Annotated in this window: 15 protein-coding genes and 1 pseudogene; 9 read left to right on the top strand and 7 right to left on the bottom strand. The window is 58.0% G+C overall.

Annotated elements, in window-relative coordinates; translation table 11 throughout:
* Window positions 1-29: 29 nt before the first annotated feature.
* Window positions 30-2,072: an acyltransferase family protein gene (locus AB8Z38_RS00195; RefSeq protein WP_369722505.1), complete on the top strand. Its 2,043-nt coding sequence runs from the start codon at window positions 30-32 to the stop codon at window positions 2,070-2,072.
* A gap of 42 nt (window positions 2,073-2,114) precedes the next feature.
* Here AB8Z38_RS00195 and AB8Z38_RS00190 read toward each other — a convergent pair.
* Window positions 2,115-2,341 (bottom strand): annotated as a pseudogene (locus AB8Z38_RS00190) (transposase domain-containing protein); the annotation flags it as partial.
* Between the two features lie 214 nt (window positions 2,342-2,555).
* Between AB8Z38_RS00190 and AB8Z38_RS00185 the strand changes: the two are divergent.
* A complete protein-coding gene (locus AB8Z38_RS00185; protein ID WP_369722504.1) occupies window positions 2,556-2,855 on the top strand; it encodes a hypothetical protein in 300 nt (99 codons plus the stop codon).
* Between the two features lie 104 nt (window positions 2,856-2,959).
* Here the strand turns inward: AB8Z38_RS00185 and AB8Z38_RS00180 are convergent, their stop codons facing one another.
* From AB8Z38_RS00180 to AB8Z38_RS00160, 5 genes are read right to left on the bottom strand one after another with little or no spacing between them, the layout of a single operon-like run.
* Window positions 2,960-4,057, bottom strand: a complete 1,098-nt coding sequence (locus AB8Z38_RS00180) for a DegT/DnrJ/EryC1/StrS family aminotransferase (RefSeq protein WP_369722503.1) — start codon at window positions 4,055-4,057, stop codon at window positions 2,960-2,962.
* Window positions 4,054-4,518, bottom strand: a complete 465-nt coding sequence (locus AB8Z38_RS00175; protein WP_369722502.1) for an acyltransferase — start codon at window positions 4,516-4,518, stop codon at window positions 4,054-4,056. Before AB8Z38_RS00175 ends, AB8Z38_RS00180 begins: the two co-directional genes overlap by 4 nt.
* A complete protein-coding gene (locus AB8Z38_RS00170) occupies window positions 4,494-4,967 on the bottom strand; it encodes a hypothetical protein (protein WP_369722501.1) in 474 nt (157 codons plus the stop codon). Before AB8Z38_RS00170 ends, AB8Z38_RS00175 begins: the two co-directional genes overlap by 25 nt.
* Window positions 4,940-5,680, bottom strand: a complete 741-nt coding sequence (locus AB8Z38_RS00165) for a hypothetical protein (protein WP_369722500.1) — start codon at window positions 5,678-5,680, stop codon at window positions 4,940-4,942. The genes AB8Z38_RS00170 and AB8Z38_RS00165 overlap by 28 nt, the downstream gene beginning before the upstream one ends.
* Window positions 5,670-6,287 carry a hypothetical protein gene (locus AB8Z38_RS00160; protein ID WP_369722499.1) on the bottom strand — a complete coding sequence of 206 codons (618 nt, stop codon included), beginning with the start codon at window positions 6,285-6,287 and terminating at the stop codon, window positions 5,670-5,672. Before AB8Z38_RS00160 ends, AB8Z38_RS00165 begins: the two co-directional genes overlap by 11 nt.
* A 758-nt stretch (window positions 6,288-7,045) precedes the next feature.
* Here AB8Z38_RS00160 and AB8Z38_RS00155 point away from each other — a divergent pair.
* From AB8Z38_RS00155 to AB8Z38_RS00140, 4 genes are all read left to right on the top strand, one after another.
* Window positions 7,046-7,438, top strand: coding sequence for a transposase (locus tag AB8Z38_RS00155; protein WP_369722498.1), 393 nt, complete (start codon window positions 7,046-7,048; stop codon window positions 7,436-7,438).
* Entirely contained in the window at window positions 7,435-7,782 is a 348-nt protein-coding gene (gene tnpB / locus AB8Z38_RS00150; RefSeq protein ID WP_148756538.1) for an IS66 family insertion sequence element accessory protein TnpB, read from the top strand. The genes AB8Z38_RS00155 and tnpB overlap by 4 nt, the downstream gene beginning before the upstream one ends.
* Window positions 7,783-7,855: 73 nt before the next feature.
* The gene (locus AB8Z38_RS00145; protein WP_369722497.1) at window positions 7,856-9,511 is read left to right on the top strand and encodes an IS66 family transposase; all 1,656 of its coding nucleotides are present in this window, start codon (window positions 7,856-7,858) and stop codon (window positions 9,509-9,511) included.
* On the top strand, window positions 9,511-9,804 hold the full coding sequence (locus AB8Z38_RS00140) for a hypothetical protein (RefSeq protein ID WP_369722496.1): 294 nt from the start codon (window positions 9,511-9,513) through the stop codon (window positions 9,802-9,804). The genes AB8Z38_RS00145 and AB8Z38_RS00140 overlap by 1 nt, the downstream gene beginning before the upstream one ends.
* 136 nt (window positions 9,805-9,940) lie before the next feature.
* Here AB8Z38_RS00140 and AB8Z38_RS00135 read toward each other — a convergent pair whose 3' ends face one another.
* Window positions 9,941-11,662 (bottom strand): NF038122 family metalloprotease, encoded by a 1,722-nt coding sequence (locus tag AB8Z38_RS00135; protein ID WP_369722495.1) that lies wholly within the window; start codon window positions 11,660-11,662, stop codon window positions 9,941-9,943.
* A 341-nt stretch (window positions 11,663-12,003) separates the two neighbouring features.
* Between AB8Z38_RS00135 and AB8Z38_RS00130 the strand changes: the two genes are divergently transcribed.
* The 3 genes from AB8Z38_RS00130 (at window position 12,004) to AB8Z38_RS00120 (ending at window position 15,342) form a co-directional block, all read left to right on the top strand.
* The gene (locus AB8Z38_RS00130; protein ID WP_369722494.1) at window positions 12,004-13,197 is read left to right on the top strand and encodes a CaiB/BaiF CoA transferase family protein; all 1,194 of its coding nucleotides are present in this window, start codon (window positions 12,004-12,006) and stop codon (window positions 13,195-13,197) included.
* 602 nt (window positions 13,198-13,799) lie between these two features.
* Entirely contained in the window at window positions 13,800-14,174 is a 375-nt protein-coding gene (locus tag AB8Z38_RS00125; protein ID WP_369722493.1) for a hypothetical protein, read from the top strand.
* A gap of 205 nt (window positions 14,175-14,379) precedes the next feature.
* Window positions 14,380-15,342, top strand: a complete 963-nt coding sequence (locus AB8Z38_RS00120) for a UDP-glucuronic acid decarboxylase family protein (protein ID WP_369722492.1) — start codon at window positions 14,380-14,382, stop codon at window positions 15,340-15,342.
* Window positions 15,343-15,491: the final 149 nt, after the last annotated feature.

The following is a 15,491-nucleotide window of genomic DNA, read 5'->3' as shown; positions in this document are numbered from 1 at the left end:
CAGCAGTAGGGTACGCAAAATCTGAAACGATGCAGCTGAATCCGATGTCACAAGACCGCTTACAAAGCAGCACTGATCAACATGCGCCCGAGAAGCGGCGATACAGACCAGAAATCGATGGCCTGCGAGGGATCGCGGTCCTCGCCGTGGTGTTGTTTCACGCCAATTTCGGATCGTCCAATGCCTACGCCCTCCAAGGTGGCTATCTAGGAGTCGACATATTTTTCGTGATATCCGGGTACCTGACCGGAGTGCTGGTGCTCACTGACCTCAGGCGCCAGACCTTCTCGCTCCGTGATTTCTACATTCGCCGCGCAAGACGAATACTGCCAGCCCTCTTCCTGGTTCTCACCGTCACCCTTTGTCTCGCACTGTTGATCCTCGTACCGCAACCGCTTGTTGACTTTTCTCGCAGTCTCGTTGCCAGCATTTTTTTCGCTGCCAATATTTTCTTCTGGTGGCGAATAGATTATTTTTCAGAGCCTGGCGAACTGACTCCCCTGCTGCACCTCTGGTCTCTTGCGGTAGAAGAACAATTTTATCTTCTGTTCCCGCCAATGTTGCTGCTGGTCTGGCGGTGTGGGCGACAAGCGACTCTTTGCTTGATGATTGTCGCGACGGCAAGTTCAATCCTGTTGGCTTTTCACAACGGCGCAGTTGATGCTGCGGGCACGTTTTATTTCCTTTACTACAGGGCATGGCAGTTCCTGATAGGCGCTGTTCTCGCTAAAATGCGCGCAGACCATCGAGATTCACGGCATCCTTTTGGTGCAGTGCTTCCTGTCATTGGTTTGGGGCTTGTTCTCTGTTCGCTCGTCTTGCTTGGATCGCGAGGTGCAATCGGAATGGGCTCCATAACAGTAGTGATCGGAACATCGCTTATCATTGTTGGCGATCGTGGTCCCGCATTCTGGCTGCTCACGCGGCGGCCTCTCGTTTGGATCGGCCTTATTTCCTATTCGCTTTATCTTTGGCATCAGCCAATACTGGCTCTCGGAAGATCATATCTGGTCAATGCTCCAGGCGGCTCCACACTGACATTGCTGCTGTCGGCAAGCTTTGCATTGGCATTTTTAAGCTGGCGCTACGTTGAACAGCCGTTTCGGCATGCTGCAATCAACCGTGAGCAACTGGCTGCGTCCGCGATCCTGACCGTTGTGATGCTCGTTGCCGCGGGACTCTCTTCACTTCTCACGGGCGGCTTTCCTGGGAGATATTCCCAGGTTCAGCAACACCTGCTGGAAATCACGCCCGAACGCGGGATAGCGTATGTGGAGGGAAGAACCTGCACAAGGAGAGCAATTGTCGATGCCTGCATCATCGGAAGGCCAGGTACAAAGCCGCATTTCGCGGTGCTTGGCGACAGCCACGCCGAAACACTCACCGGTCCCCTCTCCGACCTGCTTAACAGGAATTCTGCATCGGCGTATGTATACACTGACGCAGGATGTCCATTTATCATCGGTGTTGTCGAACAGAATAGTAATAGCCATTGCGATGAATACAACAATGACGCGTTTCAGGCATTAAAGGCCAATCAGGTATCAGATGTTATTATCAGTGACCGAAGCACTGCGTATATGCTGGGTACCCGCTTCGATAACCAGGAAGGTGGGATAGAACCAGGACTACCATTCCCAGTCGCACCAGTCGGATTTAGGGGTGACGACCACGCAAGGACTCTGGCGGTGGCAAGCCAATTGCGTGAAACGCTCCGGCGGTTGGCCGAAAACAATATTGTCGTGTACTATGTGCTGCCGGTACCCGAAGTCGGCTGGAATGTTCCGCGGACCTTGGTGAAGCTAATTGCCCAGGGACACCTTCCACTGACGACGAGCCTAGCGGTTTATCTGAAGCGAAATGAAAAGGTGTTCGACATCCTCAACGAGTTCAAAGATAATCCAAAAATCATCCCGATATATCCGCATAAAACGTTTTGCAGTGCCGTCTCGGGACGATGCGCTACCCATGAAAATGACGAAATATTTTACACCGATACCGACCATCTCAGCCGGCAGGGTGCAGAGAAATTGGTCGCTGCTACCGCGAAAATAATAAAGTTTCACGATTGAGGGCGGCCGGGACTTGATCGGATTTCATCCGGTCAGCGACAATCAATCGACCTCTCGATTCGGTTGACCATTGACGATCCTGGTCAGGAGTAGCCAGATCGGCAAGCGGATCCATGTCATTCAGCTTACATTTCTCGATCAGCGAGGCGGGGGCGGCCCAGTGTTGGGCGGCCCATCGGAGCCTGCAAACAATGCAATTTTCGATTGGGCGTGATGGGCCCGATGGAGCGTTCGACGGTTTTGTTGTCGATCTGGACGCGCCCATCGTCGAAAAGGTGTCAGCCCTCCCAGCATGCGTGTGAGAAACTTCGCTTCGCCTATGCATTCCGGACGGATCAAATCGAACATCGTATGAAAGCCACCGGCCCCCAGCACGCGTCCGGCTGCGCCACCTAAGCATAAATTCGTTCGCGACACGACATACAAAGGGAAGCCAAAATCCACCAAATCGAACTCAGCGGTCGCGAATGGAAATTGTCAGCAGTGGCCGCCGACAGCGCGACCGTCGCCCAGTCCGAATCGCTCAGTCGCTCGCTACCAGCCGCGACCCCTTCTGTCGAAAGTATCTATTCCGGCAGAGTCGACCTGGAAGAACGCGGCCATTTTTTCGAGCTTGCGACCGTCGCCACAGCCGATTTCCAGGATGCCGTCGGTATGCGCCCGAAAGGCGCCCAGCACATCCTTGAGCGTTTCGACTTCGAAGCTCGTACCGGAACATTGCAGAGCATCCCGATTTTTGAGATTCGAGCGTTAGCTTCGCTCGCTTCAAAGAGTCACGTTTGATCCTGCCGTCTGTACCAACGCAGTGAGCCGACATGCCTTTCCTCGCTTCAACCTATCTAGCCGGCAGATTGAATTCATCCAGCGACACGGACGCAATCTCTCTCTCATTTGAAAAAGTCACGCGTCGCCGCCACGACAACATCTACGTCGTCCATTGTCATGTGCTCTCCGATCGGAAGGCTCAGGAGTTGCGCGTCGCTGCGGTTGACAAAGAGGTCCTCGTCAGCCTGGCCAAAAGATGCGTAAGCCTGGAGCTTTGGCAACGCGATCGGATAGTGAATGCCGGTCTGGATTCCCTTCGCGCGCAAATGCGCCGCGAGCGCATCGCGTGCTTTCGTTCGCACCACGAATAAATGATAGACCTGCCGCGCCCAATTCTTGCGCACAGGGAGCGTGAGCTCGGGAATGTCGCGTAGAAGGTCGAGATAACGATTTGCAATCGCGATCCGGTGCTCCGTCCAGCGGTCAAGATGCCGCAGCTTGACGCTCAGGATCGCAGCCTGCAGTCCGTCGAGGCGCGAACTGCGCCCCTCGAATTCGTGATCATATTTAGCGATCCGCCCGTGATTGGCGATCATCCGCATCTTCCGTGCCAGAACCTCGTCATTGGTCACGATGGCCCCGGCATCCCCGTAGGCGCCAAGATTTTTTCCAGGATAAAAGCTGAAAGTCCCGACGTCGCCGATCGTGCCGACCCGGCGGCCGTTGAACTCGGCTCCGTGGGCCTGAGCGCAATCCTCGACAATCCTCAAACGTCGTTCCAGCGCGATCTGCTGCAGCGAGGCCATGTCACAGGGGTGCCCATACAGATGGACGGGAATGATAGCCGCCGTGCGCGCCGTCAGCTTAGCACGGACGTTTTCGGCAGTGAGAGTGTAACAATCCGGGTCGACATCGGCGAAGATCACGCGGTGACCGCAGCGGCTAACAGCCTCCGAGGTCGCGATAAAACTGTTTCCCGGCACGATAATGTCAGACGCTGCCGGCAAATCCAAGGCTTCGATCGCGATTTCCAACGCATCGGTGCCGTTGCCAACGCCGATGCAGTATGACGCCGTGATCCATCTGGCAAAGTCCTGTTCGAATGCCGGGACGAACGGGCCTCCGACGAAGGCCGAACTCTGGATGACCGCAGCAACCGCGGCGTCAAGCTCGTCCTTGATGTAAAGGTACTGCGCCTGAAGATCGAGAAACTTGATCACGAGATGTTCCGGATTTTGCGAGCAGGGTTTCCGGCATAGATTCCCCGTTCGGTAATGTCGCGCGTGACAACGGCGCCGGCGCCGATCACGGCGCCCTCGCAAATCCTGACCGGCAAGATGGTGGCATTCGAACCGATCGAGACGTTGTTGCCGATGCTGGTCTGTTTCCAAAGCGACCTGTCGCCTCGAGCCGGACCGCCGTTACTGAATTCGTCGTTGATGAACATGACGCCGTGACCAATGAAGCAATCCTCGCCGATGGTGACGAGTTCACATACGAACGAATGTGACTGAATACGAGAGCGCGCGCCAATTACCACCTGTTTCTGGATCTCCACGAAGGGACCGACGAAAACGTCGTCACCAAGCTTGCAGCCATAAAGATTGCAAGGCTCGGTTACCACGACCCGCGCGCCGGATGCCACATCCACAATTCTTATTCGGCGGGTTTCAAAATCCATTGCTTCTCCTCATCTGGATTAATGCGGTCGTTAACGGCATCCAACACCAAGGCCGACAGCCGTCGTCCGGCTCCGTCATCCAGTTGCCCCCAGTATTTCATGACACTGCATTGTCTCTCCTTTAAGGCGGCAGCAAACTTCTCGTCGTCGACAAATCGTGTCATCAGCGACCGAAAATCTCCCAGTTCTTCTACACTAAGAACCCCCGCAGCGGACTCGTAGTCGGCGTAGCGGTAGCGGTATGTATCGTAGTTTATAACAGGAATCCCACATGCGATGGCCCATCGGATCGTCGCAGATATCGAGGCGACATAGAGATCGCAGAGAGGAATTAATTCAGCGGTGGGCTGAAGCGAGATTTTGACATTCGGGCCCTCGAAGCCCGAGAGGCGTTCGAGGGGAATACGCGGATGCGGCCTGATCAGGGTATTCGCCCGTGTGGCGAGCATTCTGAAGCTCGCCATCCAGGCCTCGACGAGTGCATCATAGTCGGGAAATTCAAATCTGCTTGTATCCGTGCCTTGATACTGATCGGGGGAAAACCACAAAGGATCAGTGGCCGATCGGATTGCCACCCGTACTTCGAGCAAATCTCTTCAACGAACCGCTGCTTGTGACTCCGAACATGATGAAACATCGCCCCGTTTAAATCACCGATGACTTTCAACTGTTCGACAGGAAACCCCAATTTTATATAAAGGTCACGCTGCGCGTCACTATCGAGCGCTATGCTGACCGCGCTACCGCGATTCAGAACCCATGGAGCAGGAGAGGATAGTCCAAGAAATTCCTGGCATGATGCCTTGATGGCAGGCTGACGAAGCAGATCCCTGCCCTCGTGATTAAATCGCCACTTGGGATGCCGGTGAACAAGTCGCCGTGCAACGGCCCCACGCGCTTGATACATTGGATTGTCATAATAATAGCGCGCTGGCTCAAGCGGGTTCGGGATTGTAAATGGAATGACCATACTGGGAATATTTAGTCGACGACCTTTGGCCACAAAGATCGTCGACAGCGTTTCGACATTGTCCTCCGGCAGCATAATCAGATCTGGTTGTATGGCCCTGAGAAATTTTTCTACGCCTCTCGCTCCCCGAAACAGGTGCTTTAGTTGCTGAAGCAACTGTCCTGCCTGCGTCTTCCGCAGGTCAAACAGCACTTCCCGCAGCTTCGTTCGTACGCCTCGCAGAGCAGAACGCAGGCCTCCACGAAAAAACAGAAAGAGAGGAGCGAGCACCGCGCGCAGTGCGTTGTGGGCAAGGGACGCGCCCGACGACGATAAAATGCGCGTGCGCAATGCTTTCTTCACACGATATCCCAGATGCAGTTGGCGTCGCATCTTTCGCGCCAGTCTCAGGACTCGAAAAGCGATCACCAATACCAATAGGCCCGGCAACAGGGTGACTTGAACAATTTTTGATCGAGATCCCGATCTTTCCAGAGGCCGACTGCACGGATCGGCTTCTCAGCAGATTGCGTAGACGGCTTCCGAAACCTCCGCTTGTTTTTTCCGTCGGCCAGACCGGTGCAAATTCAGAGCCAGCCTTAAATAGACTGGAATAATCGTAGACCTGATAATTTTTCATCGTTTCATCAAGATAGCTTCCCGCATTGACGATCATGAACACGACATCTACTTTAAGTTGTTTTCTGATGAGTTCGGCGGCAGTCACGCAATGAGCCCACATCGCGCCAGAATCTATGTAAAAGAGGATTCTGAGGCGTCGCACTTGGTCGCGAGAAGGGAAATCGCCGGAAATCGTCATATATGCTCCAAGAACGCATTCGCCGAATGGACTATTGATTTGGCCCAGCGGGCTTAAGCGTGGCGTGAACCGTAGGGGACATCCTCTCCTGTATCAATCGACTCGCAAAGCGCCGAGATTAGCTCAAGATTCTTTCGACCTTCGGGACGGTCTACCAGGGCCGCGCGTTGATTAACCAGGCAAGTCCATGACGTGCTGATAATGACCGAAGCCATAGACTGTCCGCGGGTTGACGGAAACTTTCCATCACCTTAGCATCTAAAGGGAGCTCGTTCACGACTTCCAATGCCTGATTTGAGCCCCTTCTCTCTCGGGATCGACTAGAACCCTCGAGATCGGTTGACGGGCAGCCGTGGCGGCCTCGATACGCAGCGCCGTTGCGGAACTTAAGGTTGACACAGCCGTGTCTTCAGCTGCGGTTCTCGCCAAGGCCATTGCTGCGCGCCCGTGAACGCGCGCAACATCTCCAAAGAACCAGTCCAGCACGTCGCTCTTCGGCTCTCCCGGGACGACAGTGCGCCCCCCGCGGCTCAGGCGATCGGACCAGGGTGCCGACGGTCATCCCGACGCTCGTGCCGGACAACAAATAACGTCCGAGGATTTAGACCCTTATACCGGACCACGACTGACCGATACCCTTATGATGCTAGCTTATCGCGAGCCACTGAAGCGTATTCCTCCGGCGGCGGCCGCCTTGCGTAGTTTGAGAGGCGGGCCGAGGATTTGACCTTAGGTCTAGCTTTAAGGTCACGTGGCGAATGCAGGTCAATGTGCTGGGCGCCGAGCGTCGGCGGCGATGGAGTTACGACGAGAAGGTTCGCCTGGTCGAAGAGACCTTGCATGCTGGCGAGACGGTCTGCGGCGTCGCGCGCCGGCACGGGGTGGCTCATAGCCTGCTGTTTACGTGGCGTCGACAAGCGCGCCAGGGTCGACTGGGCGGAGATGCCGCGCCTGCTCTTGTTCCCGTCGAGATCATACCCGTGGCGGCTCCGATCTCGAACGGCGTGCCACAACCACCGTCTTCACCGCCTGCGCAGCGTGCAAGGACTGGAATCATCGAGATCGAGCTTGGCGGCTGTCGCGTTCGCGTTGACCGCGACGTGGACGTTGAGGCGCTGCAGCGAGTTCTTGAACTCCTGCGGCGACGATGATCCCGATTCCGAGCGGCGTCAGGGTTTGGATCGCCACTGGCCATACCGATATGCGTCGTGGCATGCGAAGCCTTGCTCTAACAGTTCAGGAGAGCCTGAAGCGCGATCCCCACGCTGGCGATCTCTACATCTTCCGTGGCCGCCGCGGTGATCTGGTCAAGATTCTCTGGCATGACGGGTTGGGCCTGTCGCTCTACGCCAAGCGCCTAGACCGCGGAAAGTTCATCTGGCCCTCGGCATCGGCCGGCGCGATATCGATCTCAGCGGCGCAAATGGCTTACATGCTTGAGGGCATCGACTGGAGGAATCCCCAACTAAGCTGGCGGCCGCAGAGCGCAGGCTGAGCAGAATAATCTGCAGCCTTTTTTTGCATTTTGGGGAGTCACATCGCGTCCAATCTGTGATTCACTGCGTCGCATGAATGCTAATCGCGACGCTGCTCCGGATGACATTGCCGCCCTGAAGGAGGCGCTGACTGTCGAGCGCGCGAAGGGTTTGGAGATCGCCGCTGAACTCGCGGTCGCCCGCGCGAAAGCGTCGGAAGACGAGGCGCTGATTGCCCAGCAGAAGCTGCAGATCGCCAAGCTAAAGCAACAGATCTACGGACAGCGGTCGGAGCGTTCTTCGCGCCTGATCGAGCAGTTGGCGCTGACATTCGAAGAGCTGGAGGCCGATGCCACCGAGGACGAGCTTGCGGCAGAACGAGCCGTGGCCAAGACGACGACAGTGCGCGGATTTACGCGCAAGCGCCCCGAGCGTCAGACCTTCCCCGAGCATCTGCCACGCGAGCGGGTGGTGATTGATCCGCCGACAGCTTGTGAATGCTGCGGCAGCAACCGTCTGCGCAAGCTCGGCGAGGACGTGACGCGGACGCTGGAAGTGGTGCCGCGCCAGTGGAAGGTGATCGAGACGGTGCGGGAGAAGTTCTCCTGCCGTGACTGCGAGAAGATCAGCCAGCCACCGGCGCCGTTCCACGCCATCGCCAGGGGGTGGGCCGGCCCAAGCCTCTTGGCCATGATCGTGTTCGAGAAGTTCGGTCAGCATCAGCCCTTGAACCGTCAGGCCGAGCGCTACGCTCTGGAAGGCGTGCCAATCGCGCTGTCGACCATGGCAGACGCCGTAGGGGCGTGCTGCACGGTGTTGGAGCCGCTGTCGCGGCTCTTGGAAGCCCACGTCATGGCAGCCGAACGCCTCCATGGCGACGACACCACCGTGCCCGTGCTGGCCTTGGGCAAGTGCGATGTCGCTCGATGCTGGGTCTATGTGAAGGACGACCGCCCCTTCGGCGGCTCAGATCCGCCGGCGGCGATGTTTTATTACTCGCGCGATCGAAGTGGTGAGCATCCGCAGGCGCATCTGGCCAACTACACCGGGATCCTCCAGGCCGACGCCTTCGGCGGATACATCAAGCTCTACGAGCCCGCGCGAAGTGCTGGGCTGATCAGGGAAGCGGCCTGTTGGGTCCATGCCCGACGCCCGTTCTTCGCCATGGCGGATCTTGAGGAGAACGCGCGGCGCAAAGCGGCCGGAAAGAAGGAGATCGTCATCTCGCCCGTTGCCATGGAGATCGTGCGCCGCATCGACGCTCTGTTCGAGATCGAGCGCTCTATCAATGGCCAAAACGCCGACCAACGAAAGGCTGTTCGCCAGGCGCAGAGCGCGCCGCTCGTCGCCGATCTGGAAGCCTATATGCGCGAGCAGTGCGCGAAGCTCTCCCGCGGTCACGATCTGGCCAAGGCCATGAACTATATGTTCAAGCGCTGGGCCTCCTTCACGCGCTTCCTCGACGATGGCCGCGTCTGCCTCTCGAACAATGCCGCCGAAAGAGCGCTGCGCGGCATCGCATTGGGCAGAAAGTCGTGGTTATTCTGTGGATCCGACCGCGGAGGGCGCCGAGCCGCCGCCATGTATAGCCTCATCGTCTCTGCCAAGATGAACGCAATTGACCCTCAGGCCTGGCTCGCCGATGTACTCGCTCGCATCGCCACCCACCCCGCCCACAGGCTCGATGAGCTGCTGCCCTGGAACTGGAAGACTGCGCAACAGCAAGGCCTTGCGGCGCAGGCGGCTTGATGGGGCACGTCAACAAAGTCAGCCACGTGTTCACTCTCAGCCATGTCGCTGAGATACTCGGTGAAGACGAGGAATGGCTGTTCGAGGTCGCCGAAGAAATGGACACCGAGGATGGCCAGCTATGGGTCGTCGGCGTCGGTGAAGACGGGGTGATGGCGTTCACCGATGACGGGATCGAGAATCTCAAAGAGCTGATCGCAATCCACAAGGACACGCCCAGCATCATCGAAAAACGCCGCCGAGCGCTCGCTGCGATGATGAAGCCGAAGATCGAAGAGTCCGACGAGATCTAACCGCTAACTGGATAGACCAGCGCGCCTGCGGCCTACAGCGCATGGTTACACTGAAGCAGCAACGCTGGTCGGCAAATCCCTGGCAAGCGCCTGCTACTAATCGCTTAGCGAAGTTACTCGACCGAGCCACTCAACGCTAAGCAGATACGATGGTGCCATCATGGTGATAGATGTGAGTGCTTGTGAGGTGTCCGTTTGCGGCGTAGTCGTACACAGTATAGTCAATGCCACTGCCGGTATGATCGTAGACCGTGTATGCTGAGGTTCCATCATATTTTTCGACGGTCACGTACGCCAATTGCCCTGAGGCATTGTAGCCGGAGATTGCGTCTTTCCAACTTTGAAGATGCTGAGGATCGTAACTCGTGACCAGGAGTGAATGATTCGGATCGTTCGGGTAGATAGAAACTGAGGTCGATTGGGCGGCAGCGTTGTACTGCGACACCGCCCACTGGAAGTTCTCAAGATGGGATGGATTGTAGTCGGTCAAGGTTGTTGTTCCATCATCGTTCTTTGCAGTCAGATGATTGAGCCGGTTCTGGGCGTCATAACCTAAGATCTCATACGACCAACTCTGGTTGTTTTGCGTATCGTAGACAGTGACTTCCCGATCGGGAGCGCTGATCACACCATCACCATTTAGATCTTGATGGAAGGTAGCCTCAAGCGAAGTCAGCGAGTAGCTAGAGCCAGATATGGTGCCGGTTAGATTAGCGACCAAGTTGCCATTGCTATCAACGCTCCAGACCATGTACTGATCGACACCCGATGCCTTCCAGGCGAGATCGTAACCGCTTCCGACCTGCTCCGCAGCAATGGGCACCATCGGCGAGAACTGACCAGGGACTATTGATACGCCGCCATACTTCAGCGATGGCCCAGCACCGCCCGTCGTTGGATTCATAAAATAGTTGGTGCCGGCCTGCACCAGGGAGGTGGACCCATACGACTCAATCGTGACAGGCGAATTGACTGCTAGGTGGAATCCAAGGACATCAAGCTGCTTTAGGTCGACCGACGTCAATCCTTGAATTGTGCTGCTCGTGTAGTATTCATTGAACGGGTCGTTCGGCCCCTGCACGCCGCTGTTGAGGAAGTCGCTGGGATCGGATGTCTGGCCGTAATCCGCGATCTTGGTCGCACCGTTGTCGAGGGAGAAGTAGGCCGCCGGCGCGGTCGCGGCGCCCTGGAACAGGTGAACGTTTTGACTCGTAAAGCGGAAGAGGTCAAAGACGTCCGGCGCCGAACCATATGGCACGCGGCCCATCGCATGGGTCAGTTCGTGCAGCGCGACGCCAACCAGCAGATTGGGATTGATGTCGGTGGAGAAATTCGCGCTGGCGTCGTCCGTCGTGGTGTCGTTGGCACCAATCACACCCCACAGCTTCAGCTGTGCATTCCACACCGCAACATTCGACTGCCCCTGGATCGTGGAGCCGGTAGGCAGGCTGTTGAACGTGGTGTCGCCGGCGCTCGCATTGGTGGCCAGCTCCGAGCGGGTCCACGCGTATGTTTCATATAGGCCGTTATCAGGGCCAGCCGCGGCGCCGCCGCCGATGCCGCTGTAATCGATGTTGATGTTGACGGTGATCTTGTCGCTGATGTTGGCAGCCAGGATCGCGACGGCCTGCTGCAGGCCGTTCTTGAAGCTTGCCGGCGCAGCTTGCGCCGCGGCGTCGAGGATCAAGTTGATCGTGATCCCACCGGAGGTGACCGACATGACTGAGCCGGTCGTGGTGGTCGAACTCGGAGTGGCTCCCGCGGTGTCCGGGAAATAGCTTCCCTGAATGTCGCCGCCGACAACCGTGTAGAAGGGATCGTCGGAAAGGAGTTCGTCCTGGGTAGATGCCCTTGTCATTCTCTCACCTCGACTTCGGTCGCGGCCCTCGGACTTTGCGAAAGCCCGGCCAAAAACGACTCGCCACGCTCGACGCCGGAAATATCATGACTCAAGCCAAAAGGATTGACTTGGCGGCGTTAAATTCCAGTTTCGATGGAACCAACAAATGCGCCCGGTGGCGCAAACCCTTTATCAATCATAAAATGCTCGCCGATCCGGGCAACTACCGGGCCGTTGCCGGTGCGTGCGGAACCATCGTTCCTGCTCCCCGGTCAGCCTCGCCATCAAGGGCCATTGAACTTGCGCTGAATTTGCCCGATCAAAAGATTGCAGTAGCCCCGCCCTCCTGGAGTCTCCGAATGCCAGTGCCGCATGCCTCACAGGCCCTCTCCCGCTTCACCGTGCTCGATCTGACCCGCGTCCGGTCGGGTCCCACTTGCGTGCGGCAGTTCGCCGATTGGGGCGCCAACGTCATCAAGATCGACGCGCTCACCGAGGATGCCGGCGGCGAGCAGCCGGGCGGCCCGCGGCACGGGGCCGACTTCCAGAATTTACACCGCAACAAGCGGGCGATCACGCTGAACCTGAAGGACGAGCGCGGGCTTGCGGTCTTCAAGCGCCTCGCCGCCAAGGCCGATGTCGTGGTCGAGAACTTCCGGCCTGACGTGAAGAAGAAGCTCGGCATCGACTATGACAGTCTCGCCAAGATCAACCCGCGCATCGTCTATGGCAGCATCTCCGGCTTCGGCCAGGACGGCCCCTATCACAAGCGGCCCGGGTTCGATCAGATCGCGCAGGGCATGGGCGGGCTGATGTCAATCACCGGCGCGCCGGGCGAAGGCCCGATGCGGGTCGGCATTCCCGTCGCCGACCTCACCGCGGGCCTGTTCTGCGCGATCGGCATCCTCACCGCGCTGCTCGAGCGGGAGGTCTCGGGTAAAGGCCAGTGGGTGCAGACCTCGCTGCTGCAAGCGCAGATCTTCATGCTCGACTTCCAGGCGGCGCGCTGGCTGATGGAGAAGGAGGTCGCCAAGCAGGCCGGCAACAACCACCCGACCAGCATCCCGACCGGCGTGTTCAAGACCTCGGACGGCTACATCAACATCGCCACCACAGGCGGCCGGATCTGGGAGCGCTGCGCGCAGGCGATCGGCGCACCCGAGCTCTACAGCCATCCCGACTATGCGACGGCGCCAGCCCGCTCCAAGAACCGCGACGCGCTCAACGCCGAGATCGAGAAGCGCACCCTGACGAAGTCCACCGAGACCTGGGTCAGGGAGCTCAACGATGCCGGCGTGCCCTGCGGGCCGATCTACGCCATCGACCAGATGTTCGAGGACCCGCAGGTCAAGCATGTCGGCATTGCACAGGACGTGCCGAACGAGGAGGACCGCCGCATTCGCCTGGTCGGACAGCCCGTCACGCTGTCGCGGACTCCGAGTCGGATGGCGGCGCGGCCGCCGGAGTTCGGCGAGCAGACGGACGAGGTACTGAAGGAATTCGACTTTGGCGCGGACGAGATTGCGATGCTGCGAGACGCCCGAGTGATTTGAGGCAGCCTCACAATTCGACTAGGTTTACCGCATCGTGGGCGCCAGCTCCTATGCGCGCCCTTGAGGGACGATCGAAGCAAGTTTCTTTTGTCCAGCACACCTGCCAAATCGTGCGGCTTGGTCAGAAACGCGCGACATCCCGCTTCTTTCGAGCCGTGTAGCAGAATGATATTGTCGCTGCTATTCGCTGCGGTTTCGCTGCCGTTCTCCACGACGATTCCTTCAATCTTCAGAGCACTTGGGCTAGCCAGTCTAGCGTCCAATGATAGATGTCGAAGTGCTTATCGATACAATCGGTCCAGAACCAGCTTTGCTCTGGCGTTGTTCGCAGTGGCCTAAGGGAAAGAATATCGACGCCTGACCGGCTGAGTTACACGGACTGGCATTGAAAGGCGCTGCAGTCACGGTCACGGTCACGCAGATCTTTGCGCCGAGCTCAACAATGCCTCAGCGCGAAACCACAAGGAATGCGCCCAACCAGATCCGCGCGCGCTCGCCGTATTATCGACCAGACGTTCTAGCTCCCAGTAAGTAGCGCCTCCGCCGAAGCGATAGACCCATATCGCTCGTCAGTTTGGCTAAGATATCGGGAATTTATCACCATGGTCCTGATAGTCCGCCGCGAGACGCCATCCCGCAATGTCACTGGCAACACCGCAACGGTCGCAGCCCAGTTTCTTTTCACTCACGAGCCACCGTCCTCGCGCGAAGGCGCGCTGAGAGGAGGGCTTCAGACACTTTGGACAAGCAAGGGGCATCCGCCGGACTTTCCATTGGTCCAGCAGCTTGAACATACCTCCCAAAAGCAGCAGATGAAGGCGCTCTACTCGCATTTTTCCGAAACTCTGACTTGGCTCAGCAACAAGGTCGTTGCAAAATGGACGCGAGCAATTGCGCACAAAAGTGGCACATTTACAACCTTGGCTGATCTCTGCTCTTGTGACACTGCGTGGCTGGCGCCAGGTTTTCACCTGTGACATAGATCCTGGCGGTCGGAAGTAGTTGCGGAGCAAGGCACGGAAGAACCAGGGGATAATAGCTGAACAGCCTTGGGCTCCATCCCAATTGGAGTTGGCCCTGTAACACTTGATCGCCATTCACCTCCTATTTCCGAGTTTGGCGCTACCGCCCCCTGGGCAGGCACCACTCTGCCGGTCCTCTCCGAGCCCACTGGAACCGATTATGCCGTTTGACAGCTACAGCACCAGCCGCATCCTGGTCACAGGGGGCGCCGGCTTCATCGGATCCCACCTCTGCGAGCGGCTGCTCGCGACGGGGGCCGAGGTAGTCTCCGCAGACAATTATTTCACGGGCAGCCGGCGCAACATCGCCCATCTGATCGCGAACCCGCTGTTCGAGGCGGTCAGGCACGACATCACCTTCCCGCTCTACGTCGAGGTCGACGCGATCTTCAACCTGGCCTGCCCGGCCTCGCCGATCCACTACCAGCGCGACCCCGTGCAAACCACGAAGACCTCCGTGCACGGCGCCATCAACATGCTTGGCCTCGCCAAGCGGCTCAAGGCGCGCATCTTTCAGGCCTCGACCAGCGAGGTCTATGGCGATCCACTGATTCATCCCCAGACCGAGGATTACTGGGGCAACGTCAATCCGATCGGCATCCGCTCCTGCTACGACGAGGGCAAGCGCTGCGCCGAGACGCTGTTCTTCGACTATTGGCGCCAGCACGGGCTCCCGATCAAAGTCGCGCGCATCTTCAACACCTACGGGCCGCGCATGCAGCCCGAGGACGGCCGTGTGGTGTCGTCCTTCATCGTCCAGGCGCTCAAGGGCGAGCCGATCACCGTGTTCGGCGACGGCGGCCAGACCCGCTCGTTCTGCTATGTCGACGATCTCGTCGAGGCCATCATGCGACTGATGGTATCCGCGGAAGATGTCACCGGCCCGATCAACCTCGGCAACAATTCCGAGTTCACGATCCGCGAACTGGCCGAGAAGGTCATCGAGCTCACGGGCTCACGTTCCAAACTGGTATTCAAGCCGCTGCCGCAGGACGATCCGCGGCAGCGCCAGCCCGACCTAAGCAACGCAAAGGCAGTTTTGGATTGGGAGCCGAAGGTCGCCCTTGAGGACGGCCTAAAGGAGACGATCGCCTACTTCAAAGCCACGCTCGAATTGGCGTGATGACGCCCGCCGGCCCTAACGAGAGGTGCTGAACGAGTTCGGCTTCGGCGCGGGGCCCTGGAGCGATCCAGGGCCTTTCTTGCAGTAGGATGACCTGCACGCTCGATCGTTCCCCGAAGATTGTGGATTGTTAACGAGGTTCTAACGGC

It is taken from the genome of Bradyrhizobium sp. LLZ17, assembly GCF_041200145.1.
Lineage (GTDB): Bacteria > Pseudomonadota > Alphaproteobacteria > Rhizobiales > Xanthobacteraceae > Bradyrhizobium.
Note: the sequence above shows the minus strand (reverse complement) of the source record. Positions and strands in the feature narration are given on the sequence as shown.

Coding starts and splice junctions, on each gene's coding strand:
- AB8Z38_RS00140 (WP_369722496.1), top strand. CDS start 9,511: ATGGGGCACGTCAACAAAGTCAGCCACGTGTTCACTCTCAGCCATGTC.
- AB8Z38_RS00155 (WP_369722498.1), top strand. CDS start 7,046: ATGCAGGTCAATGTGCTGGGCGCCGAGCGTCGGCGGCGATGGAGTTAC.
- AB8Z38_RS00125 (WP_369722493.1), top strand. CDS start 13,800: ATGGTCCTGATAGTCCGCCGCGAGACGCCATCCCGCAATGTCACTGGC.
- AB8Z38_RS00175 (WP_369722502.1), bottom strand. CDS start 4,518: ATGGATTTTGAAACCCGCCGAATAAGAATTGTGGATGTGGCATCCGGC.
- tnpB (WP_148756538.1), top strand. CDS start 7,435: ATGATCCCGATTCCGAGCGGCGTCAGGGTTTGGATCGCCACTGGCCAT.
- AB8Z38_RS00160 (WP_369722499.1), bottom strand. CDS start 6,287: ATGACGATTTCCGGCGATTTCCCTTCTCGCGACCAAGTGCGACGCCTC.
- AB8Z38_RS00170 (WP_369722501.1), bottom strand. CDS start 4,967: ATGCTCGCCACACGGGCGAATACCCTGATCAGGCCGCATCCGCGTATT.
- AB8Z38_RS00130 (WP_369722494.1), top strand. CDS start 12,004: ATGCCAGTGCCGCATGCCTCACAGGCCCTCTCCCGCTTCACCGTGCTC.
- AB8Z38_RS00120 (WP_369722492.1), top strand. CDS start 14,380: ATGCCGTTTGACAGCTACAGCACCAGCCGCATCCTGGTCACAGGGGGC.
- AB8Z38_RS00135 (WP_369722495.1), bottom strand. CDS start 11,662: ATGACAAGGGCATCTACCCAGGACGAACTCCTTTCCGACGATCCCTTC.
- AB8Z38_RS00195 (WP_369722505.1), top strand. CDS start 30: ATGCAGCTGAATCCGATGTCACAAGACCGCTTACAAAGCAGCACTGAT.
- AB8Z38_RS00145 (WP_369722497.1), top strand. CDS start 7,856: ATGAATGCTAATCGCGACGCTGCTCCGGATGACATTGCCGCCCTGAAG.